This window comes from Phaeodactylibacter sp. (assembly GCF_040219495.1).
GTDB lineage: Bacteria > Bacteroidota > Bacteroidia > Chitinophagales > Saprospiraceae > Phaeodactylibacter.
In genome coordinates, this window is record NZ_JAVJSK010000118.1 from 60,722 (window position 1) to 85,042 (window position 24,321).

The following is a 24,321-nucleotide window of genomic DNA, read 5'->3' on the forward strand; positions in this document are numbered from 1 at the left end:
AAAATTGGTTACAAGGCTTAGTTTGATGATATCGTCGCTTTTTCATGACTTCCGGGGTAATAGAAATCAGGCTTACCTACCTGTGCATTTAGATAGGTTGATGTTCGATGGGAGGCCAATAAACCGAGGGTGATTGAAATAACCGCCGTTTTTTGCCTGTTTGTTTTCTACGTTTTTAACACAACGCAAATACCTGAAATATCCTATGGATAACAGGTCAAGTTTCCTTATTTTATCGCTTCACGGGCACTAATTTATGCATAATTGTTAGATTGCACAATAAAATTAAAGAAATTGTGTGCGCACACAATTTTGCCTGTGCCGAACACTACCTGCTGGTTTGTGCAAGATTTTGCCGGTTTTTGCTTAGTTATACAGGTTTTATGCATCCATTTTAGTCATTGCATACGCCTTGAACTTCGATCATTATTGTTTTTGCTCAGAAAAATAAATTATTGCATCCGATGAAAAAACACTTTTTCTATTGCCTGTTTGTCCTGCTTGCTGTTGGCTTCACTGCCTGCACCGCACCTTCCGTGCCTGCTAATTCTGATTTGTTTGATGTGCTGGTGGTGGGTGAAGGCACCGGTGGTACAGCAGCGGCTCTGCAGGCGGCACGTTCTGGTGCCAAAACAGCCCTGGTCAACCCGTTGCCTTGGTACGGGGGCATGCTGACTTCGGCCGGTGTAAGTGCTATTGATGGCAACCACGAAATGCCGGCCGGGCTTTGGGGCGAGTTCCGCTCTGCTTTGTACGATTATTATGGCGGACCTGATGCCGTTTTCACTGGCTGGGTGAGCAATACACAGTTTGAGCCACATGTAGGCGCTGCAACTCTGGATTCCATGGTGCAGCGGGAGCCCAATCTGAAACCTTTTCCTGCCACTACCTGGGATTCGGTGTGGCGGGAGAGCGGCTATTGGGCTGTACGCACCCTAACGAAAGCAGGGCCCCGCGTCCTGAAAGGTAAAATACTGATTGATGGTACCGACCTTGGTGACGTCGCTGCTGCTGCCGGTGCAGACTTTTGGGTTGGGATGGACAGCCGGTCTTCAACGGGGGAAAGCATGGCGCCTGCACAGTCCAATGATATCGTGCAGGACTTGACCTACGTGGCTATTCTAAAAGACTACGGAGCAGGTAAGGCCCCTTTGCTGGAACAGCCGGAGGGGTACGACCCTGAGGAGTTTTTCTGTCTCTGCCGTAAGCGATGTGATGACCCGGAGCGCATCGAGTGCGATAAAATGCTGGACTATGGTAAGCTGCCAAATGGCAAATACATGATCAACTGGCCCATCATCGGCAACGATTACTACGTCAATGTGATGGATATGCGCCCGGTGGAACGGGCTGCCGCCTACGAGCGGGCCAAGAATCAGACTAAGCAGTTTGTCTACTACCTGCAGCATGAGCTGGGCTATACCAACCTTGGACTGGCAGACGATGAGTTCCCTACCAAAGATCAAATGGCACTCATGCCGTACCACCGGGAAGGCCGGCGCATCAAAGGACTGGTGCTCACCACCATCAACCATATTCAGTCGCCCTACCAAACAGATGCCCCGTTCTACCGCACTGGTATTGCTGTGGGCGATTACCCGGTAGACCACCACCATGAGAAAAACCCGGCAGCGCCGGAGATTGATTTCCCTAAAGTGCCTTCCTTCAATATTCCGGCCGGCAGTTTGGTTGCTAAAGGCCTGCCCAATCTCCTCATGGCAGACAAAGCTATATCGGTAACGAATATTGCAAATGGTTCCACCCGTCTGCAACCGGTCATCCTGCAGGTAGGGCAGGCTGCCGGGCTCATGGCTGCCCTGGCTGCTGACCGCGGGGTGCTGGTTTCAGACTTGCCCGTTCGTGCAGTACAACAGGGCATGCTCGATGCCGGGGGCTACCTGATGCCTTACTATGACGTCAAGCCCGGTGACCCACACTTTGCGGTTATCCATCGTATTGGGGCTACCGGACTGCTGTCGGGTACCGGAGAACCTTACAAATGGGCCAACCGCACCTGGTATTATCCGGATTCAGTGCTGGTGGATACTGCACTGGCACAGGGGCTGGCGCGTTGGGGCATTGCCTGGGCAGAGCCTGCTACCGGTAAACCGGTTCGTTTGGAAACCGCTAAGAGGGCCCTGGTCAAAATAGCAGCTGCGCTTCCGGTTGAAGTCAGCTGGCGTGGCAAGCCGGAGCAATTTAGGGCGGCGGTATCTGAAGTCAATCAGAAAAAGCAGCTCAATCTGCCTGAAGATGGGGAGCCTGTCACCCGCCGGCAGTGGACCGTCTTAATGGATGAACTCGTGCAGCCTTTTCAGCAGGTACCGGTTACATTTGAGGGGAAAAGGAAATAAGGAAGGCCTTCAGGCCGGTAGTGGAAGTTTTACCGGCCTGGTGGGCTTTTCTGGTAAAGCTGCTCAAAGAAGGCCTCCCGCTTCTTTACGCCTTCATAAAAGAAGAACACTTCGCCCTGTAGCCTGTGGGAGCGGTTGTGATCGACCATCTGCCGGAGCAGGGTGTCAGAAGCGACATAGTCTCCAACTTTAAGCAAAATGCCAGGGGCGAGCATAGAGTGGTCTTCCGGGCTGACCTGCTCCGCGATAATCGCATCGAGGGCTGTCTGGTAATCTTCGATGTTGTAGCGGTAGACTTGTGGGCAGATTTCATCCACCCATCCGTTTTTTACCCAGATGGGCCAGTCCTGCAGGTACTCAAATTTGCTCCAGGGGTAGATACTGGGAGAGAACGACAAGGTCAGGTTTTCATCCAACGCCCGAAGTTCCTGGCTCATCCGCTCCATAAAATTGTTGAGGCGGTTGGCGCGCCAGTCCACCCAGGCAGTATCCCTGTAATTCATCGGCGGGCGCTGCCCATCGTGTTCTGTTTGGTAAGCGGCTACCGTGAGGCTATCGTACCCGGCCAGAGAAGGCAGAGCGGGCAGTCGGTCGTCGCCCTGAATGCCATCCACATCGTACTTTCCCACAACTTCTTTTACCAGGCTAAGCACAAAGTCCTGCACTTCCGGATCAAAGGCATTCATCCATTGGAAACCATTTTTAGAGACGATCTGCCCGGCGGAATCCCGGGCAGCCCAATGTGGCTTTTCCCGCAGTAGATAACCCCCATCTGCTTCCTGATAGGAGCTGGCAAACCCAAACTCAAACCAGGCAATGACGCGGATATTTTTAGCATGAGCGAGTTCAATGAGTTCCTTTAGCGGGTCGCGCCCATCAAGCTGGGGGTCAATTCGCACGCCAAAGGTCTCCTCCATTACAGCGCTGGGGTAGAGGGTATACCCTCTGTTCCAGGTAACGGTATAGATGGTGTTGAAACCCAAACGGGCGCAGTGCTCCACTGCGGCTTCCAGCCCGGCTTTGGAAAAGAGGGCATCGCTGTCTACATTGGTCAGCCACACGCCGCGGGTGGGTTGTGGTATTGGTCCTGCTACTTCCTGAGTTTTGGGATTTGTACAAGAGGCAAGAACGATTAAGGTGAGCAATATTGGCAGGAGGGTCTTCGTCATTTGTTTTTTGACAAAGCTACTAAAGCTTTTTCTAACACCGGGGGCACGCTCTGACCGCCATAGTCTTGACGGAGGTGGTACCTTCCCCCGGTGTTCTCGGTTGGTCCTGGCAAGGACGCCCGGCGAAGAGAGAGCGCCGGGCGTCAACACCGGGGGCACGCTCTGACCGCCATAGTCTTGACGGAGGTGGTACCTTCCCCCGGTGTTCTAGATTAGTCCTGGCAAAGACGCCCGGCGGGAGGAGAGCGCCGGGCCTACTCAAAACCGCCACTGCCTGATGACCTCCCAGCAAACGACCCCTACGCAGACCGCAATATTCAGGGAATGCTTGGTGCCGTACTGCGGTACTTCCAGGCAGCCGTCAACTGCTTCCATGGCGGCATCGCTAACGCCTTCTACTTCGTTCCCGAAAACCAACGCAACTTTCTGATCTTCCTGCCAGCGAAAGTCCTGTAGCCAGGTTCGCTCATCTGCCTGCTCTACGGCCAGCACAGTGTAGCCTAGTCCCTGTAGCTGTTTAATGGCAGCAACGGTGTCTTCATGGTAGCTCCAGCTGACCGATTCGGTTGCCCCGATGGCCGTCTTTAGAATTTCCCGGTGCGGCGGGCGGGCGGTGATGCCGCAAAGGTGGATGTGTTCCAGCGCAAAAGCATCAGCAGTCCGAAAGGCAGCCCCGACATTCAGACCGGAGCGGATATTGTCCAGCACAAGTACCACAGGGGCTTTGGGTTGTGCTTTGAAGGTATCGATATCAGGCCGGTTGAGTTCCTGAAGTTTGAGTTTGCGCATGAGGACTGTTTTTTGTTTTGAATTTTTTATCGAAGGAGCTGCACGCTTCCCCTCCAAATGCGGTTGGTCCCATCCTTCAGGGCAAGTACAGCCTGGTAAACGTAAAGTCCGTTATTACAGGGTACTCCTGCCCGTTGGCCGTCCCAGGTATCATTGGGCAGGCGGGAACGAAAGACCAGGCCGCCCCACCGGTCAAAAACTTCCAGTTGGAGGACCTCCTGCACGCAAGGTCCGAAGAAAATCTCAAAGTTGTCATTTCGGCCATCGCCGTTGGGGGAGAAACCCGTAGGAGCATAGACATCCTCACAGGGCGGTATGATGATCCGTTGTTCAAGGGTGTCGGTACAACCGGTGAGGCTGTCGCGTACAGTAGCCAGGAAATTGGTGGTTTCCAACAGGGTCGCTGTTGGCTCGGGGCAATCACTGCAATCCAAAACATCATCGGGCTGCCAGGACCAAATCAGAGGCCCAACCCCGCTGCCACTGCCTTGCAACTGAACGGATTGCCCGGCGATAATGGTGTCTGGTGAAGCCTGCACACTGGCCTCAAAATCAACGGCAGACAACTGCAATTGCACCACGCTGTCGCACCCCAGGCTGCTCAGTAGCGTATCGGTGTAAAAACCAGGCTCATCGTACCATCGGTCACCAACAGCAAAGGCCTGCCCGGGGCACAGGAAAGTATCCAGCAACACCTCGTCTCCAATGCCATCAATGATTTCAGTGATCAAAATGCTGTCGTTGCAAAATGGGGCACCGGGAAGGGTATCCCTGTAGATGCCGGGCTCTGGGAATTCCCGCCCGTCAATAACCAGAGGGGCACTGGTACACAGGGTGGCCGTCTGTTCCCGCACCGGATTACAAATGCGCAGGCTGATATCGTCTATAGCGAAATCATTGCCGCAGTCGCCAGGCGCAAAATTAAGGATCTTCAGCCTGACGGCTTCCTGGTCTTCCGGCAGGGTGAAAACTATGCCAAACCGGTTCCAGTTCAGGGTAGGAGTGGTCGGTAAGTTTCCGGTCGAGAGGCTCTCCAGCAGCGCATCATCATCCGGATCACGGAGCTCAAAACGGATGCTGGGCTCCGTGCTTTGCCCACCGCAGGCTGAGGGCGTAACCACATTGGTTATGAAGGCACTGAATTCATACCGGGTGCCGGGACAAAGCCCGTCAATAAGGAGGCTGAAAAACTCACCCGGGGTATTAGCAGCATCAAAAAGGAGCATATACCCGAACCCGTCATCTGGGGTATGGTCTAAACCGGCATGCCAGCTGGCACCGTTCAGCTGTGTACGGTTGGTGACCATATAGGTGCCGCCCATAGGAGCGTTGTCGTTGTAGCTGTAGGTAGTCGTACCCGCCGGCAAAGGAGGGCCGAAGTTCGTTCCTGACCCGAAACTCTCGGACAGGGCCGCTGCCCCGGGCACTCCGTCGCACAACTGAGCCACCGCCCATCCGGGAAGGAATGTAAGCAGGAAAAGAAGCCAATATTTCATAAACGCTATTAAACCGCAAACAAATATAGGCATTCTCAGGGTCTCCGGTACAAAACCAATTTCACCCCGCCCTGCCTGAATTGCCTGACCACTGTCCACCCTACGTCCAACTGTTGCAACTCTGCATCGGAAAAGTCATTCATCACATTCGAGTACAGGATATATTGCTGGGCCGACAAATCTTTGGGTGCAAAACCACTGGTACGGCCGGAAAGGTCTTTGAAGTACTGCGGCCCGACTTCCGGAAAAGCAGTACCCACTTTCTCCAGCGGAATACCTTGCTGATCGAGGTAGCCAATCATCCGGGTTTTGAGGGCGTAGTAGGGAACGTGGGCGAGCGTGGTATCCCAGCTTTGGGCGATATGATCGGGATACACCCAGAGGTGGCCGGTACTGAGGCCCGTAAACAGGAGTGCAAATATGCCGCCTTTCCAGTTGGTACGTATGGGGGATTGAGCCACCGCTGAAAAAGCCAGGAGGAGCAGGGCCAGCAAAAGAGGGAGTAAATAACGGTGTTGTTGGAGCCCGCTGTACAGCAGGAAGGTTGGTGTCAGAAGTACTATGCTAAAACCAGCCAGCCCTAATGCAGCGTTGACTTTGGGATGGCGCAGTAGGGCCGGCTTTCGCCAAAGGGCTACGCCCAGCGCGGCCCAGGAGAAAACCATACCGTAGTCCAGCAGCCGCCAGCCGAGGACGGCACCGTTTTTTAACAGCCCAGCCATCCCTACCCGTGCAAAGCTCGGAGCCCATTCCGAACCGGCGTGGTAGCCAATCCAGCCTTTTTCGAAGTAGTGGTAGAGCAAAAAGGCCAGCGCGAGCAGCCCGGAAAGACCATAGGGGAGCGTGGAGCGCAGAATGCTGAACAGACGGGTTGGGTCATCGGAGTGCCGGAACCGCAGAAAGAGGTCAAAAAAGAACAGGACAACAACCGTCATCATCCCGCGGGTGCTGATAGCGGCAAGGAATAGGGCTCCCATTACTATTGGCCCGTTTTTGTGGTACAGGATACCGTAAAGTGCCAGTAGAAAGCCGAGTACCAGCACTACATCGGGGCTGACCAGGATAAGCTGCGCGGACAGGGGCGGAAGCGCCAGGGCTAACAGCGGGAATACCCAGCCCCAGTCTTTCGAAAAGAAGCGTCCGATCGGGAAAAGCAGGCTTACAATGCCCAGCACAAATGGGAGCATCGCCCAGTGGCTGACGGGGAGGCTTTTGCCAAAGAACGTCCAGGCTGCCGCCAGGTACATCCCAAAAAACGGCGGGTGCCCGCTGTCGATCGCATCCGGCAGGAGGAGTTCAGAAAAGCCGGTCTCGTAGTAATGGTGGGCGTGTTTGGACCCCAGCTGAATGGTATCCCAGAAAAAGGGGAAACCACTGCTCAGCCCGGTCCATATTAAAGCCGCAGCCAGCAACGCCAGCCGCAGCCTATTCTCGGTCCGGGAGTGAGGTGCCAAACTATGATTCAGGGTTGTATTTGCGGTCAAGAGCCGCTTTGACGAAAGCCACAAACAGCGGTTGCGGTTCTTCCACGGTGCTTTTCAGCTCAGGGTGGAACTGTACGCCCACAAACCAGGGGTGGTCCTTGATTTCTACAATTTCCACCAGGTCAGAGTCGGGGTTGATGCCCGAGGCAATCATGCCCGCCTTTTCCATAGCTTCCCGGTATTGGTTGTTGAATTCGTAGCGATGCCGGTGGCGCTCGCTCACTTTCAGGCTACCGTAAGCGGCACTCGCTTTACTCCGGCGGCGGATTTCACAGGGGTAAGCGCCCAGGCGCATCGTGCCGCCTTTCCTGGTGATTTTCTTTTGATCAGGCATCAGGTCAATGACCGGGTGAGGCGTGCCAGGGTCCACTTCGGTAGAAGAAGCCCCTTCGAGTTGCATAACGTTGCGGGCAAATTCCACAACCGCGCACTGCATGCCCAGGCAAATGCCAAAGAAAGGCACTTTCTGTTCCCGCGCGTACTTGATGGCATTAATCTTACCTTCGATGCCACGTTCGCCAAAGCCGGGAGCTACCAGTACCCCATCAAAATCACCCAGCCGTTCGGCGATTTCCTCGGGCGTGCCTTCCAGCTGCTCAGAGTGGATAGGGTGGACTTTCACTTTGCACTCATTGACCGCGCCGGCGTGTACAAAGGATTCATGGATGGATTTGTAAGCATCCTGCAGCTCGTTGTACTTACCCACCAAGCCGATGTTGATGGCGTAGGTAGGGTTCTTAAGCTTGCCCAGGAAATTTTTCCAGGCTTCCAGTCGCGGCTCCCGCCGGTCCTTCAGGCGCAGTCGGGTAATGGCAACGGTGTCCAGTTTTTCGCGTAGCATCAGCAGGGGGACGTCGTAGATGCTTTCGGCATCAATCGCTTCAATTACAGAGCCCACATCAACGTTGCAGAATAAGGCCAGCTTGCGGCGGATTTCCATGCCAATAGGGTGCTCCGTCCGGCACACCAGAATATCAGGCTGAATACCGGTGTTGAGCAGTTCTTTCACCGAGTGCTGCGTCGGCTTGGTTTTGAGTTCCTTGGCAGCATTGAGGTAAGGAATGAGGGTCAGGTGAATGACCAGGCAGTTGTCGGTGCCGAGCTCCCAGCGTAGCTGCCGCAGGGCTTCCAGGTAAGGCAACGACTCTATATCGCCTACGGTACCGCCCAGCTCAGTGATGACAATATCATACTCATTAGTGGCACCGAGCAGCTGCACCCGCCGCTTGATCTCATCTGTGATATGCGGAATAACCTGTACGGTTTTGCCCAGGTAGTCGCCCGCCCGCTCTTTCTCAATTACTGTTTGGTAAATGCGGCCGGTGGTGACGTTGTTGGCCTGGGAAGTGGGGGTGTTGAGAAATCGCTCGTAGTGGCCGAGGTCCAGGTCGGTCTCCGCCCCGTCATCCGTCACATAACATTCCCCGTGCTCATAAGGGTTGAGCGTGCCCGGGTCCACATTAATGTAAGGGTCGAATTTCTGGATGGTCACGGAGAAGCCCCGTGCCTGTAGCAGCTTAGCCAGGGAAGCTGCAATAATGCCTTTACCGAGGGAAGAGGTAACCCCGCCCGTAACAAAGATGTACTTAGTCATTGAAAATTACTTTGGTAGATGCTGGTCAACCAGCGGCTTGTTTTGTTACGGGGTACAAAGGTAGGGAAAAGGGCCGTAGGAATGGAAGAATCTGCGGAGTAAGTGAAGCGGGGCGTGCGGTTTATTGGCAAGCCCCGCTCCAACGGTCAATAAATCAGTTGGTTATTTCTTTTTCGGGTGGACCAGCGTCATCTCTTCGACGAGGTGGCCTGCACCGGCAAACTTGTCAATAACAAAGAGGATGTAGCGGGCGTCCACCATAATATTGCGGCAGATGGAAGCATCGTAGTTCAGATCGCTCATCGTGCCTTCCCAGGCGCGGTCGAAGTTGAGCCCGATGAGGTTCCCGTAGGCATCGATGGCCGGGCTGCCTGAGTTGCCGCCTGTGGTATGATTGGTGCCAATAAAGCAGACCGGCATTTTGCCGTTCTCCCCGTAGTCGCCGTAGTCTTTTTTCTGGTACAACTTGCGGAGGCGCTGCGGCACATCAAATTCGTAATCCCCGGGCACGTATTTCTCCATGACCCCGTCCAGATAAGTGACGGGTTCGTACTTTACGGCATCCCGGGGCTGATAGCCATCGATCTTACCATAAGTAACCCGCATGGTGCCGTTGGCATCCGGGTAGAAACGCTTTTCGGTGAACACTTCAATCTGCGCCCGCATGTACTGCTGTTGCAGGTCGTCAATCTCGGCTTTGATGTCGCGGTATTGATTGGATATATTGTTTTCGTTGTGTTCAGAAATGGCCCGCGAAAGGGCGTAGGTCAGGTCATCCTGAATCATTTTGACGAGGGCTTCCGGGCCTTCCTTCATAGCGGCTTGCAGGGCACCGGGCCATGCCAGTTTACTCTTGGTAAAGACGACAGCGGCTAGCTGGTCGGCATCCTTACCGGCTTCTACATAGCGCTCTAAGGCAAATGGGGCCTGATGCTCCCCAGGTATTTCCGTGAAGTAGTAGTCCATCAAAGTAGCGAAAACGCCCTGGTCTACTTCTGGCTCGTAGTCCTTGTAAAAGTCTTCCACAAAAGCGCTGATGCGGTCCATCCGGCTTTCCACCATGGGTGCACCGCTGGACTCGTACATCTTCACCACGCTGTGCAGGGTATTCGCCAACCGGATCAGTTCGATATTGCGCCCGGCAATTTCCCCAACGGCAGTATTGGTCGCTGCGTAGGGCTCCAGGTCCTTGTAAAAGCGGTCAAAACTACTGAGCAAGCTGCCGTACTTTTCCCGCCAGTCCGGATTGCCCATGACCCGCTCCTTGAATTCGGCCTCATAGGCTTTTTTGCGCCCCACGCCATCGGTAGCTTCGATGCCCTGGCTTTCGCCAATCCACTTTTTCCAGTAGTTGGCAATGCGGGATTGCTTGGAGGCATACTTGATGCGGATCTCGGGATCGGCTTGCATGGCTGCATTGACCACGTTCAGGGCGCGGTCGCGGATACCGATACGGATGGGGTTCACCACTTCCACCCGCTGTTCGATTGCAGCGGCCGGCAGGTATTCTTCGGTACGCCCGGGGAAGCCAAAGACCAGGGTGAAGTCATCTTCTTCTACGCCATCCAGGGAAATGGGCAGATGGTGGCGGGGCTGAAAAGGCACATTTTCTTCGCTGTATTCGGCAGGCTTATTGTCCGGGCCGGCGTAAATGCGGAAGAGGGAGAAATCTCCCGTATGCCGTGGCCAGACCCAGTTATCGGTATCGGCTCCAAACTTGCCGATAGAGGAGGGCGGTGCGCCCACAAGGCGGATGTCCCGGTAGGTCTCCGTCACAAACATGTAGTACTTAGTGCCCTCAAAGAAGTCGCGCACCATAGCTTCCTGATGGTCTTCCATTTTCGCCGCAGCGGTCACTTCCTTTGAGTTTTTGTCTACCCAGGACTGCCGCATCTTGGGGTCCATATCTTCGGTGACGTTGTTGAGTACCAGGTCGGTGACATCTTCAATACGGACAATGAAGGTGACAAAGAGGCCGGGATTCGGGATCTCCGCTTTACGGCTCATCGCCCAGAAACCATCCTGGAGGTAGTTGTTTTCCAGTGTGGAGTGACTCTGTATCTGTCCGTATCCACAGTGATGATTGGTGAGTACGAGCCCCTGACTGGAGATCACCTCGCCGGTACAAAAGCCACCAAAGTGGACAATAGCATCTTTCAGGCTACCTTTATTGACACTGTAAATATCTTCGGCAGTCATTTTCATGCCCATGCTCTGCATTTCCTGCTCATTGAGCTGTGCCAGGAGCAAAGGTAGCCACATGCCTTCTGTGGCTTTGACGTAAGTGCTGAAGCAAATGGCAAGGAGTAAGATCCAACTATTTTTCATGGTTCTATTTTGGTTATTGATCTACAATTTTTCCAAACCCACGCACAATACCGAACAAAACGACCAGCCCGGCCAGCAGCAGCAGAAGGCAGATGCCCCAGCCCCCACCGAGAAAAGTGGAAAGGCCGCCTGCTACGAGCGCAACTGCACCAACTGTGAGTGCATAGGGGAGTTGAGTGCGTACGTGGTCGATGTGATTACAATCCGAAGCCAGGGAGCTAAGGATAGTGGTATCAGAAATTGGTGAACAGTGATCGCCCAATACTGAAGCAGCCAGCGTGGTGGATATGACGTTAAATAAAAGCTCCATCGCTACTTCTGTTTCCACGCCCTGTGCCATACAGATGGCCCAGGTGGTCGGTATAGCGATAGGATAGAGGATGGCCATCGTACTCCAGCTCGACCCGGTGGAGAAACTGATCACGGCTGCCAGTACAAAAATGAGGATGGGCATCGCAAAAGGGTTGATACTGTCCTGTAAGACGGAGGTCAGGAAGGTAGCAGTGTGCAATTCTTCGGTAGTAGCCGCCAGCGACCAGGCCATGGTCAGAATGAGAATAGCGGGCAACATCGCTTTAAATCCGGTGATCATAGTGGAAATGGCATCGGCCAGCCCCATGATACGCCCGCCTACGGTGAGCAGAATGGCGGCGATGACACCCGAAAGGGACGCCCAGAGGAGGGCGACGTAGGAGTCCGCGTTGCCGATGAGCTTACCCACTTTGATGAGGAAGGAGTCTCCCACATCAGGCAAGGCGCTTATGCTGCCCCATACGGCCCCCCAACTTTGAGAAGCCGGTGCAAGCCCGGCCTCGAGCATTTCGCCGTAGGTGGCTGCCAGCCCGGTATCAATGAGCCCGTAAATAGTGATCAGGATGACCAGGAAGACCGGTATTGCTGCGTTGTACCACTTCAGTGGCGCATCTGCAACGGGGTCCAGGTTTTCCATATCCTCCTCTGCGGCAGCACTACGTTTGGTGAAGAGCTCGCCGGTCTCCCGGGCCCGTTTCTCGGCAGTGTACATGCCCCCGAAGTCCCGCCTGGTGTAGACCAGCATCAGTATGAAGGCCAGGGTCATAACCGGGTAGAAAGAATATTTCAGGGAGCTGATGAAAACGCCGTAGGGGGTCAGCCCCAGGTCGGTGCCTGTTTTTTCGGTGATTTGTAGCAGCCCGTCGTCAATGTAGCCGAGTTCTGCGCCGATCCAGGTCGTGATGAAGGCCACCGCTGCTACGGGGGCTGCTGTACTGTCTACGATGTAGGCCAGCTTTTCCCTTGAGACCCGGAATTTGTCTGTTACAGAGCGCATGGTATTGCCTACGATGAGGGTGTTGGCGTAATCGTCGAAGAAGATCGCCACGCCCAGCAGCCAGGTGATGAACTGTGCACTGCGGGGCGAACGGGCGTAGCGCGAAAAAGCCAGTACCACACCCGCCATGCCTCCGTTGCGGGAGATGATGGCTACCATGCCTCCAATCAGGGAAGAAAAGACGATAATGGCCAGGTGGCCGGTATCCGCCAGCGCCTGAATGACGTAGCGTTCAACGACGTCAAAGAGGCTGAGCATGAAATAGTACAGCGACTCTATGCGCATACCGCCTGCGATAAAGGCGCCCACCCAAACCCCCACAAAGAGGGAGATGATCACTTCCTTGAAGATGAGAGCCAGCAAAATGGCAATCAATGGAGGGACGACGGAAAGCCACATCGGGACGCGGCGCAGCCGGGGCGTGCCATCGTTGCGGGCAGAAAGGTGGTAAAGCCGGTAGCCTTTGCCTTCGTGTTGCAGCAACAGCAGCTCGCCGCGCTGAGACAACGTTATGCCGAGCCGGGCTGCTCCCTGCGCAATGGGCAGGGTGTGCACCGTCCCGTTCAATTGCACGCTCATGGAGTCGGCAGCCTGTGAGGTCGAAAAAATGAGCTCGCTTCGTTCGGCCCTCAATTGATAGCTCCGGTCAAGGTTTAAATTTTTGTTTTGCCCGAATGCGAATATGGTAAGCGTACTGCAAAAGAGTAGAAAAAAGAACCGGTAAGCGTTTTTCATGCTTGCTTTTTATAAATTCAGCCGCTGTTAAGCAGGGGCACAGCCAAAACTCCTGCCTTCAATTACTGTTTTTCTGAAATGTTGTTCTGAGAGGGACACAATTAACGAAGATTTCAATAAACGACCAATTTCGAATTATGAAAAGATTGGCGCTACTGCTTGCTATTGTACTACTGCAAACCCTTTCGGCTCAGGCCCAGCCTTATCCGGCAATTTCTTTCCCTGTGACAGTAGACGGGGTCGAAAAGGAAAATCCTTTCGCCGGCGGGCTCAATAATCCTCAGCCGAACGAAGTGGACCTGAATCAGGACGGGCTCATGGACTTGCTCATTTTTGACCGTACCGGGAATACCCTGCTGCCTTTCTTAAACTCCGGGGGGGCTTATACCTACGCGCCCGGCTACGCGGCTTATTTTCCTGAATTATTGGGGGACTGGGTCATCCTGCGTGATTTCAATAACGACGGGGTGATGGATCTATTCGGGCAGTCGCAGCGTACGGAGTTCCTGCAGGGCATCATGGTCTACACCGGCTATTACGAAAACGGGCATATCGCCTTCGAACGTTTGCCGCTGAAGCACCCCAGTAATATCATCCCCTTCGTACTTTCTAATGGGACCACCACGCAACTATATGTCAGTAATGTCGACTATCCTTCCATTGATGACCTCGATTGTGACGGGGATTTGGATATCCTGACGTTTAATCCGGCTGGCGGCTACATTGAATTGTTCGCCAATCAGTCCGTTGAAGAAGGGTACGGCCGGGACAGCCTGATTTTCCGGCTGGTAGAGAACTGCTGGGGCGGTATTTTTGAGAACAGTATTGAGCAGGAAGTCGGCCTGGCGGATAATCCAGGCGGCTGTTTCAGCTTTCAGGGCGGTCTTACAGAGCGGCACCCCGGCAGTACTCTGCTGACTTTTGATGCCGACGGTGATGGCGACCGGGAGCTACTCCTGGGTGATGTTACTTATTCCACGCTCAACTTTTTGCACAACGGGGGGAGTTGCGAACAAGCCTGGGTTACCGAGCAGGAGCTCAACTTCCCGGTGGACGGTGTTACGATAGATGTGCCCCAATTTCCGGTATCCTTTCTGGCTGATATCGACTTTGACGGGCTGAAAGACCTGCTAGTCGCCCCCAATTCCGTGAATATCTCGGAAGACCGTAATGTGCTTTGGGTGTATCCTAATTCGGGAACGGAGATCGAACCTGATTTTCAGTACCAGCAGCGGGACTTCCTGGTAGGGGATATGCTGGACTTTGGCACGGGCGCAAGCCCAACCTTTGTTGATTACAACGCCGATGGGCTGCTCGATCTAGTCGTGGGCACGGTTGGTGCTTTCGAGCCTTTTGGCGAGCGCGATACCCGCCTGTTCCTTTTTGAGAATACCGGTACGGCACAAGCTCCTGCCTTTGAGTTGGTAGATGAGGACTACCTTGGCTTGTCGGTCTTCAACTCCTATACCAACTTTGCACCTGTATTTGGCGACCTAGACGGCGATGGGGATGAAGATATACTGGTGGGCGAAGTTCTGGGCCGGCTTTTCTACGCTGAAAATACCGCCGGGCCAGGCAATCCTTTGTCCTTTGGCCCCTGGGAATATGAGTATATGGACATCGACGTTGGCAGTCTTTCCGTTCCGGAAATCGTAGACCTGGACCGCGACGGCCTGCCAGACCTGGTAATCGGGGAGCGTACCGGGAATATTAATTACTTCCGGAATATCGGCACGGCGAGTGCGCCGATGTTCAATTCAGACCCGGAGGTTGCGCCCAACCAACTGGCACTGGGCAATATCAACACGGCTGTCCCCGGTAGTATTTCGGGCTACGCTGCGCCGCAAATTATCGATCAAGAAGGGATTTATCTGTTGGTCGCCGGCACCGAATCCGGGCAGCTCGAGGTCTATAATGGCATAGAAGGCAACCTGAACGGTGCTTTCAATCTGGATACGGAGCGCATGGGCGATGTGCGTGTGGGCATCCGTACCCGCCCGGCTATTGCCGATATTGATAATGACGGCAAACTGGAGATGATTGTAGGTAACGAACGGGGCGGGCTGAACGCTTTCCAAACCAACCTATGGCTGGACAGCACTTCTCCGGCTTCGGAAGCAGACTGGGCGAGTGGAGTGAAGATATTTCCCAACCCCGCCCGGGAAGTCCTGAATGTACAGCTCAATCAGGAGTTGCAGATGGCATTGGAACTCGTCAATACAGCCGGACAGGTTGTCTTGCAGCAGCAGCAACTGGGCGCTACTGCGCTATTACCATTGAGCAATGTGCCCGCTGGCGTTTATTTCCTGCGAATTACGGCTGCCGGGCAGCGCGCAGTGCGGAAAGTGGTGGTTTGGTAAAGCCATTACCGCTCGAAGTCGAGCCTGACTTTGGGCGGCACGTCAAAGTAAGGGTATTGCACCTGGGACAAGTACAGCCCCTGAGGGAGGGCCGACCGCGTAGGGCCGGCGGATTTTTTTTCTTGTAGTGGCCGCTCAAATTCGGCAATGCTGATTTTACCCGAGCCCACTTCGAGCAACCGGTAGACGATGATGCGGATCATCCCCCTCAGAAAGCGGTTGGCGGTAATTTGAAAGCGGAGGCGGGTACCTGAAGCATTTACAAAAAGCCTGACCTGTTCTACGGTGCAAAGGGTGGTGTTGTGGCGGTCAGGCTTCAGGCAGAAAGCCCTGAAATCCTGGTATTCCGGAAGTAGAGCTGCTGCTTCCCGCATCTGCTCCACGTCTAACGGAGCGTGCTCATACAGCGTGCTCAGTTGTGCAAGAAAGGCCTGTTTTTCAGTATGAATAAGGTAGTCGTACTGCCGCGCTGTAGCATCGTAGCGGGCGTGCGCCCGGTCTGCCACCTGGATTACCTCAAATACGGAGATCGTGTCGGGCAGTGTTTTGTTCAGGATGAAGCGGAAGCGCTCTGGCAATGGTGCCGGGGTATCGAAATGCGCAAAGAACTGACTGGCATGGACCTGGGCATCGGTCCGCCCGCAGCCCACAAGGGAGATCTCGTGCTTCAGGATGCGCTGCAAAGTACCTTCCATCACACCTTGTACTGTGCGCACCGCACCAGGTTGTTGTTGCCAGCCCCGGAAGTAGTAGCCCTGATAAGCGAAGTGGAGAAAGTACCTCATTGGATTGCTCTTTGCTGCAAATGTAGCCAAACGGGAAGTGGAAAGAATTGTAACTTAGCAAAAAAAAAGACCATGTACCGCTTCCTACTACTGATTACATTACTGTGCCCCGTATTCATGCGGGCTCAAAACCTGGATGAGCAGCTGCGTACTGTGGAAGCTGAGCTGGAAGCGCTCGACGCTCAGAAAGCAACGCTCAACGAGCGACTGGGAGGGCTAAAAATGCAGCGCATACAGCGCGACCTGAAAGCCATTGGGTTGCCTTCTGAAGACTATATTATGCACTCGGCCATGGCCTTGCAGTATGCTGAAAAGTACGAGCAGGCAGCCTGGGTGGCGCATATTATTTTGCCGGATGTGACGACTGGGAATGTCGGGCGTACCAACGACTTTCGCCCCGACCCTTTGGTGGAGACCGGTACGGCGGTGGAAGCCGACTACTTTCTGAAATACCTGCAGCCGGACAGCACCTATGAATTCGACGGGTTTGGGTACGACCGTGGGCACTTGGCGCCTTCTGCTGACTTCCGCTGGTCTGAAAAGGCACTCTCCGAGAGTTATTACTATTCCAATATGTCGCCTCAGGTAGCCGACTTCAACCGGGAGGCCTGGGCAGAACTGGAAGCCCTGCTGCGAGGCTACCTTTACGAAAACCCGGGGGTGCAACTGTACGTAGTGACCGGCCCGGTACTGGAAGAAGGCCTGCCTGTCATTGAGCGCTCGGTCAATAAGGTTGCTATTCCGGAGCGCTACTTCAAGGTAGCCCTGGATTTAGATAATGGCAGGGGCATTGGCTTTATCATGCCCAACGAAAAAATCAGTTATCCGCTGGAGAGTTTTGCCGTGCCCATTGATCAGGTGGAGGCGGTGACCGGGCTGGACTTCTTCCATCAATTGCCGGATGATCAGGAGGCTACTCTGGAACAGGCATTAGACAAATCGGCCTGGCTGCCGGAATTGGCAGGCGGCGATGTGGAGCCTTTATTTCCACCCGGTTTGCCACCCAACTATTTCAACACCGTGCAGTGCCGGCAATATATGGGCAAGGGAGAGGAGATCAATGTATGTGGTACTGTTGTGAGCACCCGTTACAGCCGAAGCGGCAACCTCTGGCTGAATATTGACAAGCGGTTTCCCAATCAGATTTTCTCGGTATTCATTCGCAAGAAAGACCTGCCCAATTTTTCCTATGACCCCCAGCTGGTACTGGCGAATAAAAAGGTTTGCTTCAGTGGCAAGGTGGAGAATTTCAGCGGTACGCCCACGATGAACATTCACTTTGAAGAAGCCATCAATATTGGCGTGCCGGCTAAATAGCCCTCAAGGCTTTTATTTGAAACGGCCCGGGAAGTTTTTGCGCAACACCTCGAAGAGGTCTTCTTCTGAAAGTGGCTTGTTGAGAAAGCCCGAGAAGTTAGGCATACGCTCTGCACGCTCCTGGTCTTTCTTGAACACAGAAGTGGTAAGCATAACGACGACAACGGCGTTTTTCTGTTCCGGAGGGAATTTGTGGTAGGCATCCAAAAATTCCCAGCCATTCATGCGCGGCATATTGATGTCGAGGAATATAAGCTCGGGGGGCGCTTCCTTACCTTCTTCTTCAAGGTAGTTCAGCGCTGATTTTCCATCCGGTTGGGCGACTATATTTTCTGCAACGTCCGCATCAGAGATGACTAGTTTGTGCAAGTAGTTGTCTGCTTCGTTATCATCTATGAGTAAAATCTTGCTAAGCTTCTGATTCATATCCTCCTTTTTTAAGCGTGAAGAAAAAGGTGGAACCTTCCCCTTCTGTAGATTCCAGCCAGATGTTGCCGTGGTGCATCTCTACAATTTTTTTGCAGTGAGCGAGCCCAATTCCTGTCCCATCGTATTCATTAGCGAGGTGCAGGCGCTGGAAAATGGTAAATATTTTCTCTTGATACATCGGGTGAATGCCGATTCCATTATCCCTGACGGAAAACTGCCAGTAGCCTTGTTGATCAGTGCAGTTGACTTCGACTTTGGGGCTTTGTCCGGATTGATGAAATTTGATGGCGTTGCTGATCAAGTTCTGGAATAGCTGCCGCAGTTCTAACCGGTAGCCTTCAAGTGTAGGCAGAGGGGCGACCTCAATCTCGGCATGGTGGTGGCTGATGCTGGAATTTAGGTCCTGAAGGATCTCTTCGAGCAGCTCATTACAGTCGATCTTGCTAACTTCCCGGTTATTGCCAATTTGGCTGTATTCGAGCAGGCCTTTAATCAGGTCGCTCATGCGCAGGGAAGCATCACCAATGAATTTAAGGAACTGTTGCCCGTCTTCACCGAGTTTATCATTGAAACGGCGCTGAAGCAATCCGGAGTAGCTTCTTATGGTACGAAGAGGCTCCTGAAGGTCGTGCGAAGCGACATAGGTGAATTGCTCCATCTCTTTGTTTTTGACTTCGAGCTCCTGGGCAAACTTCTGTATCTGTTCGAGCTTGCGCTGTTCGGTGGTATCCTGGAAAATGCCATACCAAACGATTGTGCCGTCCGGTCTAAGTTCAGGGCGGGACATAGCACGCTGCCATTTGACTTCACCATTAGGCCATATGATGCGGTAATCTGCGTGAAATGGAGTGAGCTCAGCCCTGGACATTTCGATTTTTGTCAGAATTTTGGGCAAGTCTTCCGGATGAATAAGGGAGAACCCCAATTGCGGGTCTTTAATCAGCTCTTTAGGCTTTAAAAGTGGGTGTAAATCGCTAATCCCTTCACTGACAAAAGGGAAAGAGATCTCGCCTTCTGTGGTCATCTCCATTTGGTAGATTGCGCCCGGCACACTTACCGTCAGTTTGCTGAGTTGCTCCTGCCTGGACCGCAACTCCTGATCTGTCGCTGCCCTGATGAGGGTATTGACCAGGACTTCGCTGAACAGCCCCAGTAGCTCAAGCTCCCTCTGTGTGTATTCATGGGCCTGTTTGACGGAGTCAAAACCTACACAACCCAGGCATCGCTCCTCATACATCATGGGTACTGTGATCAGGCTCTTGATCTGCTGCCGCTCCAACTCAGCCTTAGTGGCGCCGGGTTCCATAGCTGAGCTATCCCGAACCGTGAAGATTTTACCATTGATATGCTGATCAATAAAAATTTGATAGCTTTCCATGGGTACATTTTGCAGGCTGTCTTTCACCGTTTCAATACCGGGGCTACACCATTCATGGGTGTTAGAGGCTTTTTCATGAGCAAAATCATATTGAATAACATAGGCACGGTCTGCATTGACAAAACGGCCAATTTCTTCCAAAGAGGACTGAATGCGGTCATCCATCTCTTCAATGGGGATGTTGATGTACTCCGAGGCGATATGCATGAGTTTTTTCTGCATGGCACCCTGCTCTTCGAGTTGCTGCTGCGTCCGTTTGAGGGTTGTGATGTCGGTGATTAGGGTGTTCCAAACTGTGCTGCCATCGGGCAGACGTTTGGGAGAGCCCTTGCCATTCACCCATCTGATAGAGCCATCTGTATGCCTGACCTGCCAATCATAGGAAAAGGTAGTAAGGCTCTGCCGGGATGCCTCAATGACTTTTTGTACCGCCTCAGGGTAGTCTGGCAGCATAGCCTCCCAAAGAAGGCTGACATTTTGGAAAGCATCGTTGGGTTCTATCCCCCAAATGTCTAAGGCACCGTTGCTGATGTACAATAGCTCTTCGGACTGATCTGTATTAATTTTATATTGCAGAACAGCGCCAGGGACATTGGCGGTCAGAGAGGCTAGCTGCTCCTGACTGCGGTTGAGCTCCATCAGGGCCTTCTTTTGGTCGGTAATATCCTGGAACAGGCCCTGTATTTCTGTGACTTCCCCCGCCTGAATAACTGGCTTGCCCGTTACCCTCACCCACTTTGGGTTCCCTTTAGCGGTTATGAACTGAAAAGCCTGGTCGAAACTAGTCTTTTGCTCAATCGTTTGTTTCAGGGCATCTGCCAGAACTTGTTGGTCATCAGGGTGGTAAAAGCTGATCCCCGCCTCCTTGTTGTGCTCAAAGGTCAGAGGGACTTCATGAATGTGGAAGACTTCCTCTGTCCAGAAGGTATGACCGGTTTTGACTTCCAGCTTCCAGCCTCCAACTTTTGCCATCTGCTGTGTCTCATTAAGCAATTGGGTGGTCATGTAGAGCTTGTCTTCCGCCTGTTTGCGCTCAGAGATATCCCGGATTAGAAAGATTAGCCGGTTGCCATCGGTATCCAGGTTGCATTTAGTTTCAACCCATAGCGGGTGCCCTGTGGCTGATTTCAGACGATGGTCCAGTGTATGGGCCTTTAGGCTTCCTTCCGAAACGCCGGTTATTAGCTTTTGAAGCTTCGGTTGGTCATCCGCAAAGCAAAAGTCAACGATCGGCCTACCTGTTGCATTTTCCTGATTCAGATTAGAACTCCAGCTCTTAGAGGTGTAGAGAATGCCCCCTTCAAGATCGGTTGTAATCAGCGCATCCCCGATATTGTCCACCAGCAATTTATACTCGCGTTCTATTTGCTTTTTCAAGGAGATATCATACCCAATGCAGAGGATGCTGTCGGGGTTCCCTTTGCTATCGACCTGTGCCGAGAAATTCCACCGGTTGGTTTGCCATCCACCCGTTTTTTTGGGTTTTCGGAGGTCTACCTGAAAGGCCTGGTAAGGAAATTTGAAGCATTGCTGAACTACGCTGATGCAAGCGTCATGGTCTTGAGGGTGTATGGAAGGAATACTGTCTTTGCCAAGAGCTACAAAGGGGTGCCAGCCAAAATCATTTTTGAACTTTTGATTAAAGAAAGTGAATTTGCCATCAAGGTCTGTATTGATAATGTATAATCCGGAATTACCAAGTACGGCATTAAGCTGCCTGTTTTCTCTCTTCAGCCGGGCTTCTGTTTCTTTCAGGCGAGTGATGTTATTATGTGCTCCCAACATTCTGATAGGGCGGCCCTCTTCGTTTCGGATGGCCAAGCCTCTGCACCTGACCCATACGGTGTAACCTTTTTTATGCTGGTAACGGACTTCCTGATCATAAGGATGGTTGGGGTCGAGTAGGTGAGCCTCCAGGTTTTGCTTTGCGGTTTCCAGGTCATCCGGGTGGATTATATCTTGCCAGGCGTTGGATTTGTGAGGCATTTCCTTGGGTTCATAGCCCAGCGTTCTCCAAAATTTAGGGCTCATCCATTCCTCTTCTGGCTGGTCAAGGTCCCAGTACCAGAGGCCATCAAGGGAGGCCTCCTGCAAGAAGTCAAATATTTGCTGATCTGACTGTATCAGCTGATAAAGCTCCTGCTTTAAATAATGATTTTTCATGTGCAATTATCATGTACCTAGCGCAATAGTGCAGCTTCAAAAAAATGAGTTGTTGAACATGCTCTAAGAGACTAAAAAAAATCACCTTTTGTCATGGTTCCAATTTAGGACGTCTAATGCTGCTAAGTAGGCTAAATTGTGCATATTTTCATAAATATATAATGGTTTGCTCACATAGAAATCAATATGGCAAAAAAAAGCCTCCTGTCAGGACTTTTTTTTCTTTTTTTTCTTTCTCCTTTCGGATTCTAAGGCTTCAATTTCGGAAAGCATATCCTTTAGACTCAAATCGGTATCTTCAGAAAGCAGGCGGGTGTTTTCGTATTCTGGTTGGTCTACATCAAGTATTTGAATGGATTGGCCCAGGTAAGACTCGATGGCTTCGAGCAGGTCCCTTTCCTGGGGGCTACAGAAACTCAGGGCCTGCCCACGGGCTTTGCCTCGTCCCGTCCGGCCTACCCGGTGTACGTAGTTCTCGGCTTGCTCTGGCAAGTCATAATTGATCACATAAGTAACCTCAGGGATGTCAATGCCCCGGGCACTGACATCCGTGGCAACGAGAATTCGGGCTTCCCCACTTCGGAATTGTTGCAAAACGGCTGTACGGTCTTGTTGCGCTTTGTCACTGTGTATGGTTAACGCCGCGATGCCCACTCTTTCCATGGATTTGGCTACCCGCTCTGCCCGGACTTTGGTGCGGACAAAGACGAGGATTTTACTGTCCGGGTTCTCCTTGATAATCCGCTCCAGAAAGAAGCGTTTATCGTCCATTTCAATAGCGGCCACGTAGTGGTCTACATTCCGGGATACCGGGTCCTTGGGGGAAATCTGAATACGGATGGCTTGCTGATTGATCAGCGCATAGGCCATCTTTTTGATGTGCAGGTTGATGGTCGCAGAAAAGAAAAGGGTTTGCCGCTTGGAGGGCAGTTTGCGGTGCAGGTCACTGATGTCTTGCAGGAAGCCCAGGTCCAACATGTGGTCTGCCTCGTCGAGCACTAAAATCTGTATGCGCTCAGGACGAAGGTGCCCCTGACTGATGAGGTCGAAAAAGCGGCCCGGGGTTGCAACCAGGACATCCACTCCCTGTTCGAGTGCTTCAATTTGTGGAGCTTGGTCTACACCGCCAATCAAAGCCAGTGTTTTGACGAGGGTATGACTGCCCAGTTCTTCAAAAACCTTAGCAACCTGAAGTGCCAGCTCGTGGGTAGGGGTCATCACCAGGCAACGAATGCCCTCATCGCGGCGGGCAAGTTGTTTTTGGACATGTAGTTTGTGAAGAATGGGGATCGCAAAAGCAGCTGTTTTTCCCGTGCCGGTTTGCGCCACAGCGAGTACATCTTCCCCCTTGAGAATAGTGGGAATAGACTTATACTGTATGTCTGTTGGCCGTTTGAGCCCGGCTTTTTCAATTCCTTTTTGTAGCTGTGGATGTAGGTTGTAGTCCTTAAACTTCATGTACTGCCTGTTTGGCTTCGAAGGTACAATAAAACAATAAAAAGGCTCAGCGATGTTTTTTTTTAGTCACAATCGCTCGACTGAGCCAGGAAATTAAGAAAAAACGACTTTTTCTGATCGCCACCCTGCTGCACGCGCTCCGAAGCATCGAGCACCCGGTAGTGCTCAACCGGAATGGATTTGATGCCGCCGGGTTCATTCCAGCCCCGCAAAATGCCGTCCCAGCTTCTGTGGTCATCGTACCAAAGCCCTTCAGCGTAGGTGGTGGTGCCGACCGCAAAGTCAACAATCACGATACCGTATTCCTGCATGGCGGTGGCCACGACCAGCTCTCCTGCTGTCAGTTCAAACTGATCAAGGTCCAGCTCAGGGTCTAGTTGAAGAGTGCTTCCTTCGGGGATGCCGTTTTCAAAGTTCCCATCGGTCCAGGTGGCGGGAGGGTAAACAAACTCCTGATAAGCCACATAACGGAGCGCTCCTGCAAGCTTATGCTCAATTTTGCCAGCCAGGACTTCATGATGCATGATAGTGCCGGCTAGAATAGGCACACCCGCCGCCCGCCCCGGACCGTATTGATGAATGCTTTCGCCCGGCTGTACACCGAAGGCACCTCGCTCAAATACACCAGAGCCGTAAAGGTCATAGGTCATACCGGTATTGGAGTACCACTGCCCCGTGCTGCTGTCCCGGAAAACATACCACATATCCCAGGCTTTGCCTGCTCCATAGTCTACTATGGCCACATGGGCATCTGATCCGGGAGAGGGGCTCAGATGCTCCGGGATAGGGACGGGCTGCCCCCGGAAATCAGGATGCTGATGATAAAGCGAGTCGCTCTGGTCCTCAGTGAAATGCTCGTGGCCACGTTGCAACACTGCATTTTCCAGGACTATTTTCCGGGGGGTGGTACTGTCCACTGCGTAGATAGGAATAGTATAAGCATGTACGTTTACGCCTACATTTTCACAACTGGGGTCATTGGCCAGGAGTTGTATCCATCTCTGATTGTCAGGAGCGATTTTGGGGGCTGCTCCGATGGGCTGATTCCAGAAACTTTCGGGGGTGAAGAATCGCCGGGGACTGTTGTCGGAAATAAGGGTTCTTGAATCTTTAGGCCCGCTTTGGCAGGCGGCTAACAACAAAAAGGGCAACCAGATTAAGTGCTTCATGCTA

15 protein-coding genes are annotated in these 24,321 nt (G+C 52.8%); 3 read left to right on the forward strand and 12 right to left on the reverse strand.

Going from position 1 to position 24,321, the window contains the following annotated elements:
• Positions 1–464 precede the first annotated feature (464 nt).
• On the forward strand, positions 465–2,354 hold the full coding sequence (locus RIC19_RS18495; protein WP_350179840.1) for an FAD-dependent oxidoreductase: 1,890 nt from the start codon (positions 465–467) through the stop codon (positions 2,352–2,354).
• Positions 2,355–2,383: 29 nt separating this feature from the next.
• On the opposite strand, the gene RIC19_RS18500 is transcribed toward RIC19_RS18495, so the two are convergent.
• From RIC19_RS18500 to RIC19_RS18530, 7 genes are all read right to left on the reverse strand, one after another.
• Positions 2,384–3,523 (reverse strand): glycoside hydrolase family 10-like protein, encoded by a 1,140-nt coding sequence (locus RIC19_RS18500; RefSeq protein ID WP_350179841.1) that lies wholly within the window; start codon positions 3,521–3,523, stop codon positions 2,384–2,386.
• Positions 3,524–3,781: 258 nt separating this feature from the next.
• On the reverse strand, positions 3,782–4,312 hold the full coding sequence (locus RIC19_RS18505; RefSeq protein WP_350179842.1) for an RNA methyltransferase: 531 nt from the start codon (positions 4,310–4,312) through the stop codon (positions 3,782–3,784).
• A gap of 26 nt (positions 4,313–4,338) precedes the next feature.
• The gene (locus RIC19_RS18510; RefSeq protein WP_350179843.1) at positions 4,339–5,808 is read right to left on the reverse strand and encodes a T9SS type B sorting domain-containing protein; all 1,470 of its coding nucleotides are present in this window, start codon (positions 5,806–5,808) and stop codon (positions 4,339–4,341) included.
• Between the two features lie 35 nt (positions 5,809–5,843).
• Positions 5,844–7,262 (reverse strand): hypothetical protein, encoded by a 1,419-nt coding sequence (locus RIC19_RS18515; protein ID WP_350179844.1) that lies wholly within the window; start codon positions 7,260–7,262, stop codon positions 5,844–5,846.
• Between the two features lies 1 nt (position 7,263).
• Positions 7,264–8,886: a CTP synthase gene (pyrG, locus tag RIC19_RS18520; RefSeq protein ID WP_350179845.1), complete on the reverse strand. Its 1,623-nt coding sequence runs from the start codon at positions 8,884–8,886 to the stop codon at positions 7,264–7,266.
• A gap of 162 nt (positions 8,887–9,048) precedes the next feature.
• Positions 9,049–11,214, reverse strand: a complete 2,166-nt coding sequence (locus tag RIC19_RS18525) for a S46 family peptidase (protein ID WP_350179846.1) — start codon at positions 11,212–11,214, stop codon at positions 9,049–9,051.
• Between the two features lie 13 nt (positions 11,215–11,227).
• Positions 11,228–13,258, reverse strand: coding sequence for a Na+/H+ antiporter NhaC family protein (locus RIC19_RS18530; protein ID WP_350179847.1), 2,031 nt, complete (start codon positions 13,256–13,258; stop codon positions 11,228–11,230).
• 137 nt (positions 13,259–13,395) lie between these two features.
• Between RIC19_RS18530 and RIC19_RS18535 the strand changes: the two genes are divergently transcribed.
• The gene (locus RIC19_RS18535) at positions 13,396–15,618 is read left to right on the forward strand and encodes an FG-GAP-like repeat-containing protein (protein ID WP_350179848.1); all 2,223 of its coding nucleotides are present in this window, start codon (positions 13,396–13,398) and stop codon (positions 15,616–15,618) included.
• Positions 15,619–15,623: 5 nt separating this feature from the next.
• Here the strand turns inward: RIC19_RS18535 and truA are convergent, their stop codons facing one another.
• Complete coding sequence (truA, locus tag RIC19_RS18540) at positions 15,624–16,403, reverse strand: tRNA pseudouridine(38-40) synthase TruA (RefSeq protein ID WP_350179849.1); 780 nt, start codon at positions 16,401–16,403, stop codon at positions 15,624–15,626.
• Positions 16,404–16,475: 72 nt separating this feature from the next.
• Here truA and RIC19_RS18545 point away from each other — a divergent pair, with 72 nt between their 5' ends.
• Positions 16,476–17,720 (forward strand): DNA/RNA non-specific endonuclease, encoded by a 1,245-nt coding sequence (locus RIC19_RS18545; protein WP_350179850.1) that lies wholly within the window; start codon positions 16,476–16,478, stop codon positions 17,718–17,720.
• A 12-nt stretch (positions 17,721–17,732) separates the two neighbouring features.
• Here the strand turns inward: RIC19_RS18545 and RIC19_RS18550 are convergent, their stop codons facing one another.
• The 4 genes from RIC19_RS18550 to RIC19_RS18565 all read right to left on the reverse strand — a co-directional run bounded on the left by RIC19_RS18550 (position 17,733) and on the right by RIC19_RS18565 (position 24,317).
• The gene (locus RIC19_RS18550; RefSeq protein ID WP_350179851.1) at positions 17,733–18,146 is read right to left on the reverse strand and encodes a response regulator; all 414 of its coding nucleotides are present in this window, start codon (positions 18,144–18,146) and stop codon (positions 17,733–17,735) included.
• A complete protein-coding gene (locus RIC19_RS18555; RefSeq protein WP_350179852.1) occupies positions 18,130–21,690 on the reverse strand; it encodes a PAS domain-containing protein in 3,561 nt (1,186 codons plus the stop codon). The genes RIC19_RS18550 and RIC19_RS18555 overlap by 17 nt, the downstream gene beginning before the upstream one ends.
• Positions 21,691–21,897: 207 nt before the next feature.
• Positions 21,898–23,148: a DEAD/DEAH box helicase gene (locus tag RIC19_RS18560; RefSeq protein ID WP_350179853.1), complete on the reverse strand. Its 1,251-nt coding sequence runs from the start codon at positions 23,146–23,148 to the stop codon at positions 21,898–21,900.
• 62 nt (positions 23,149–23,210) lie between these two features.
• A complete protein-coding gene (locus RIC19_RS18565; protein ID WP_350179854.1) occupies positions 23,211–24,317 on the reverse strand; it encodes a hypothetical protein in 1,107 nt (368 codons plus the stop codon).
• Between the last annotated feature and the right edge of the window lie 4 nt (positions 24,318–24,321).

Bases quoted from the DNA above. Each gene is read 5' to 3' on its own strand.
- RIC19_RS18495 (WP_350179840.1), top strand. From the start codon at position 465: ATGAAAAAACACTTTTTCTATTGCCTGTTTGTCCTGCTTGCTGTTGGC.
- RIC19_RS18500 (WP_350179841.1), bottom strand. From the start codon at position 3,523: ATGACGAAGACCCTCCTGCCAATATTGCTCACCTTAATCGTTCTTGCC.
- RIC19_RS18505 (WP_350179842.1), bottom strand. From the start codon at position 4,312: ATGCGCAAACTCAAACTTCAGGAACTCAACCGGCCTGATATCGATACC.
- RIC19_RS18510 (WP_350179843.1), bottom strand. From the start codon at position 5,808: ATGAAATATTGGCTTCTTTTCCTGCTTACATTCCTTCCCGGATGGGCG.
- pyrG (WP_350179845.1), bottom strand. From the start codon at position 8,886: ATGACTAAGTACATCTTTGTTACGGGCGGGGTTACCTCTTCCCTCGGT.
- RIC19_RS18525 (WP_350179846.1), bottom strand. From the start codon at position 11,214: ATGAAAAATAGTTGGATCTTACTCCTTGCCATTTGCTTCAGCACTTAC.
- RIC19_RS18530 (WP_350179847.1), bottom strand. From the start codon at position 13,258: ATGAAAAACGCTTACCGGTTCTTTTTTCTACTCTTTTGCAGTACGCTT.
- RIC19_RS18535 (WP_350179848.1), top strand. From the start codon at position 13,396: ATGAAAAGATTGGCGCTACTGCTTGCTATTGTACTACTGCAAACCCTT.
- truA (WP_350179849.1), bottom strand. From the start codon at position 16,403: ATGAGGTACTTTCTCCACTTCGCTTATCAGGGCTACTACTTCCGGGGC.
- RIC19_RS18545 (WP_350179850.1), top strand. From the start codon at position 16,476: ATGTACCGCTTCCTACTACTGATTACATTACTGTGCCCCGTATTCATG.
- RIC19_RS18550 (WP_350179851.1), bottom strand. From the start codon at position 18,146: ATGAATCAGAAGCTTAGCAAGATTTTACTCATAGATGATAACGAAGCA.
- RIC19_RS18555 (WP_350179852.1), bottom strand. From the start codon at position 21,690: ATGAAAAATCATTATTTAAAGCAGGAGCTTTATCAGCTGATACAGTCA.
- RIC19_RS18560 (WP_350179853.1), bottom strand. From the start codon at position 23,148: ATGAAGTTTAAGGACTACAACCTACATCCACAGCTACAAAAAGGAATT.
- RIC19_RS18565 (WP_350179854.1), bottom strand. From the start codon at position 24,317: ATGAAGCACTTAATCTGGTTGCCCTTTTTGTTGTTAGCCGCCTGCCAA.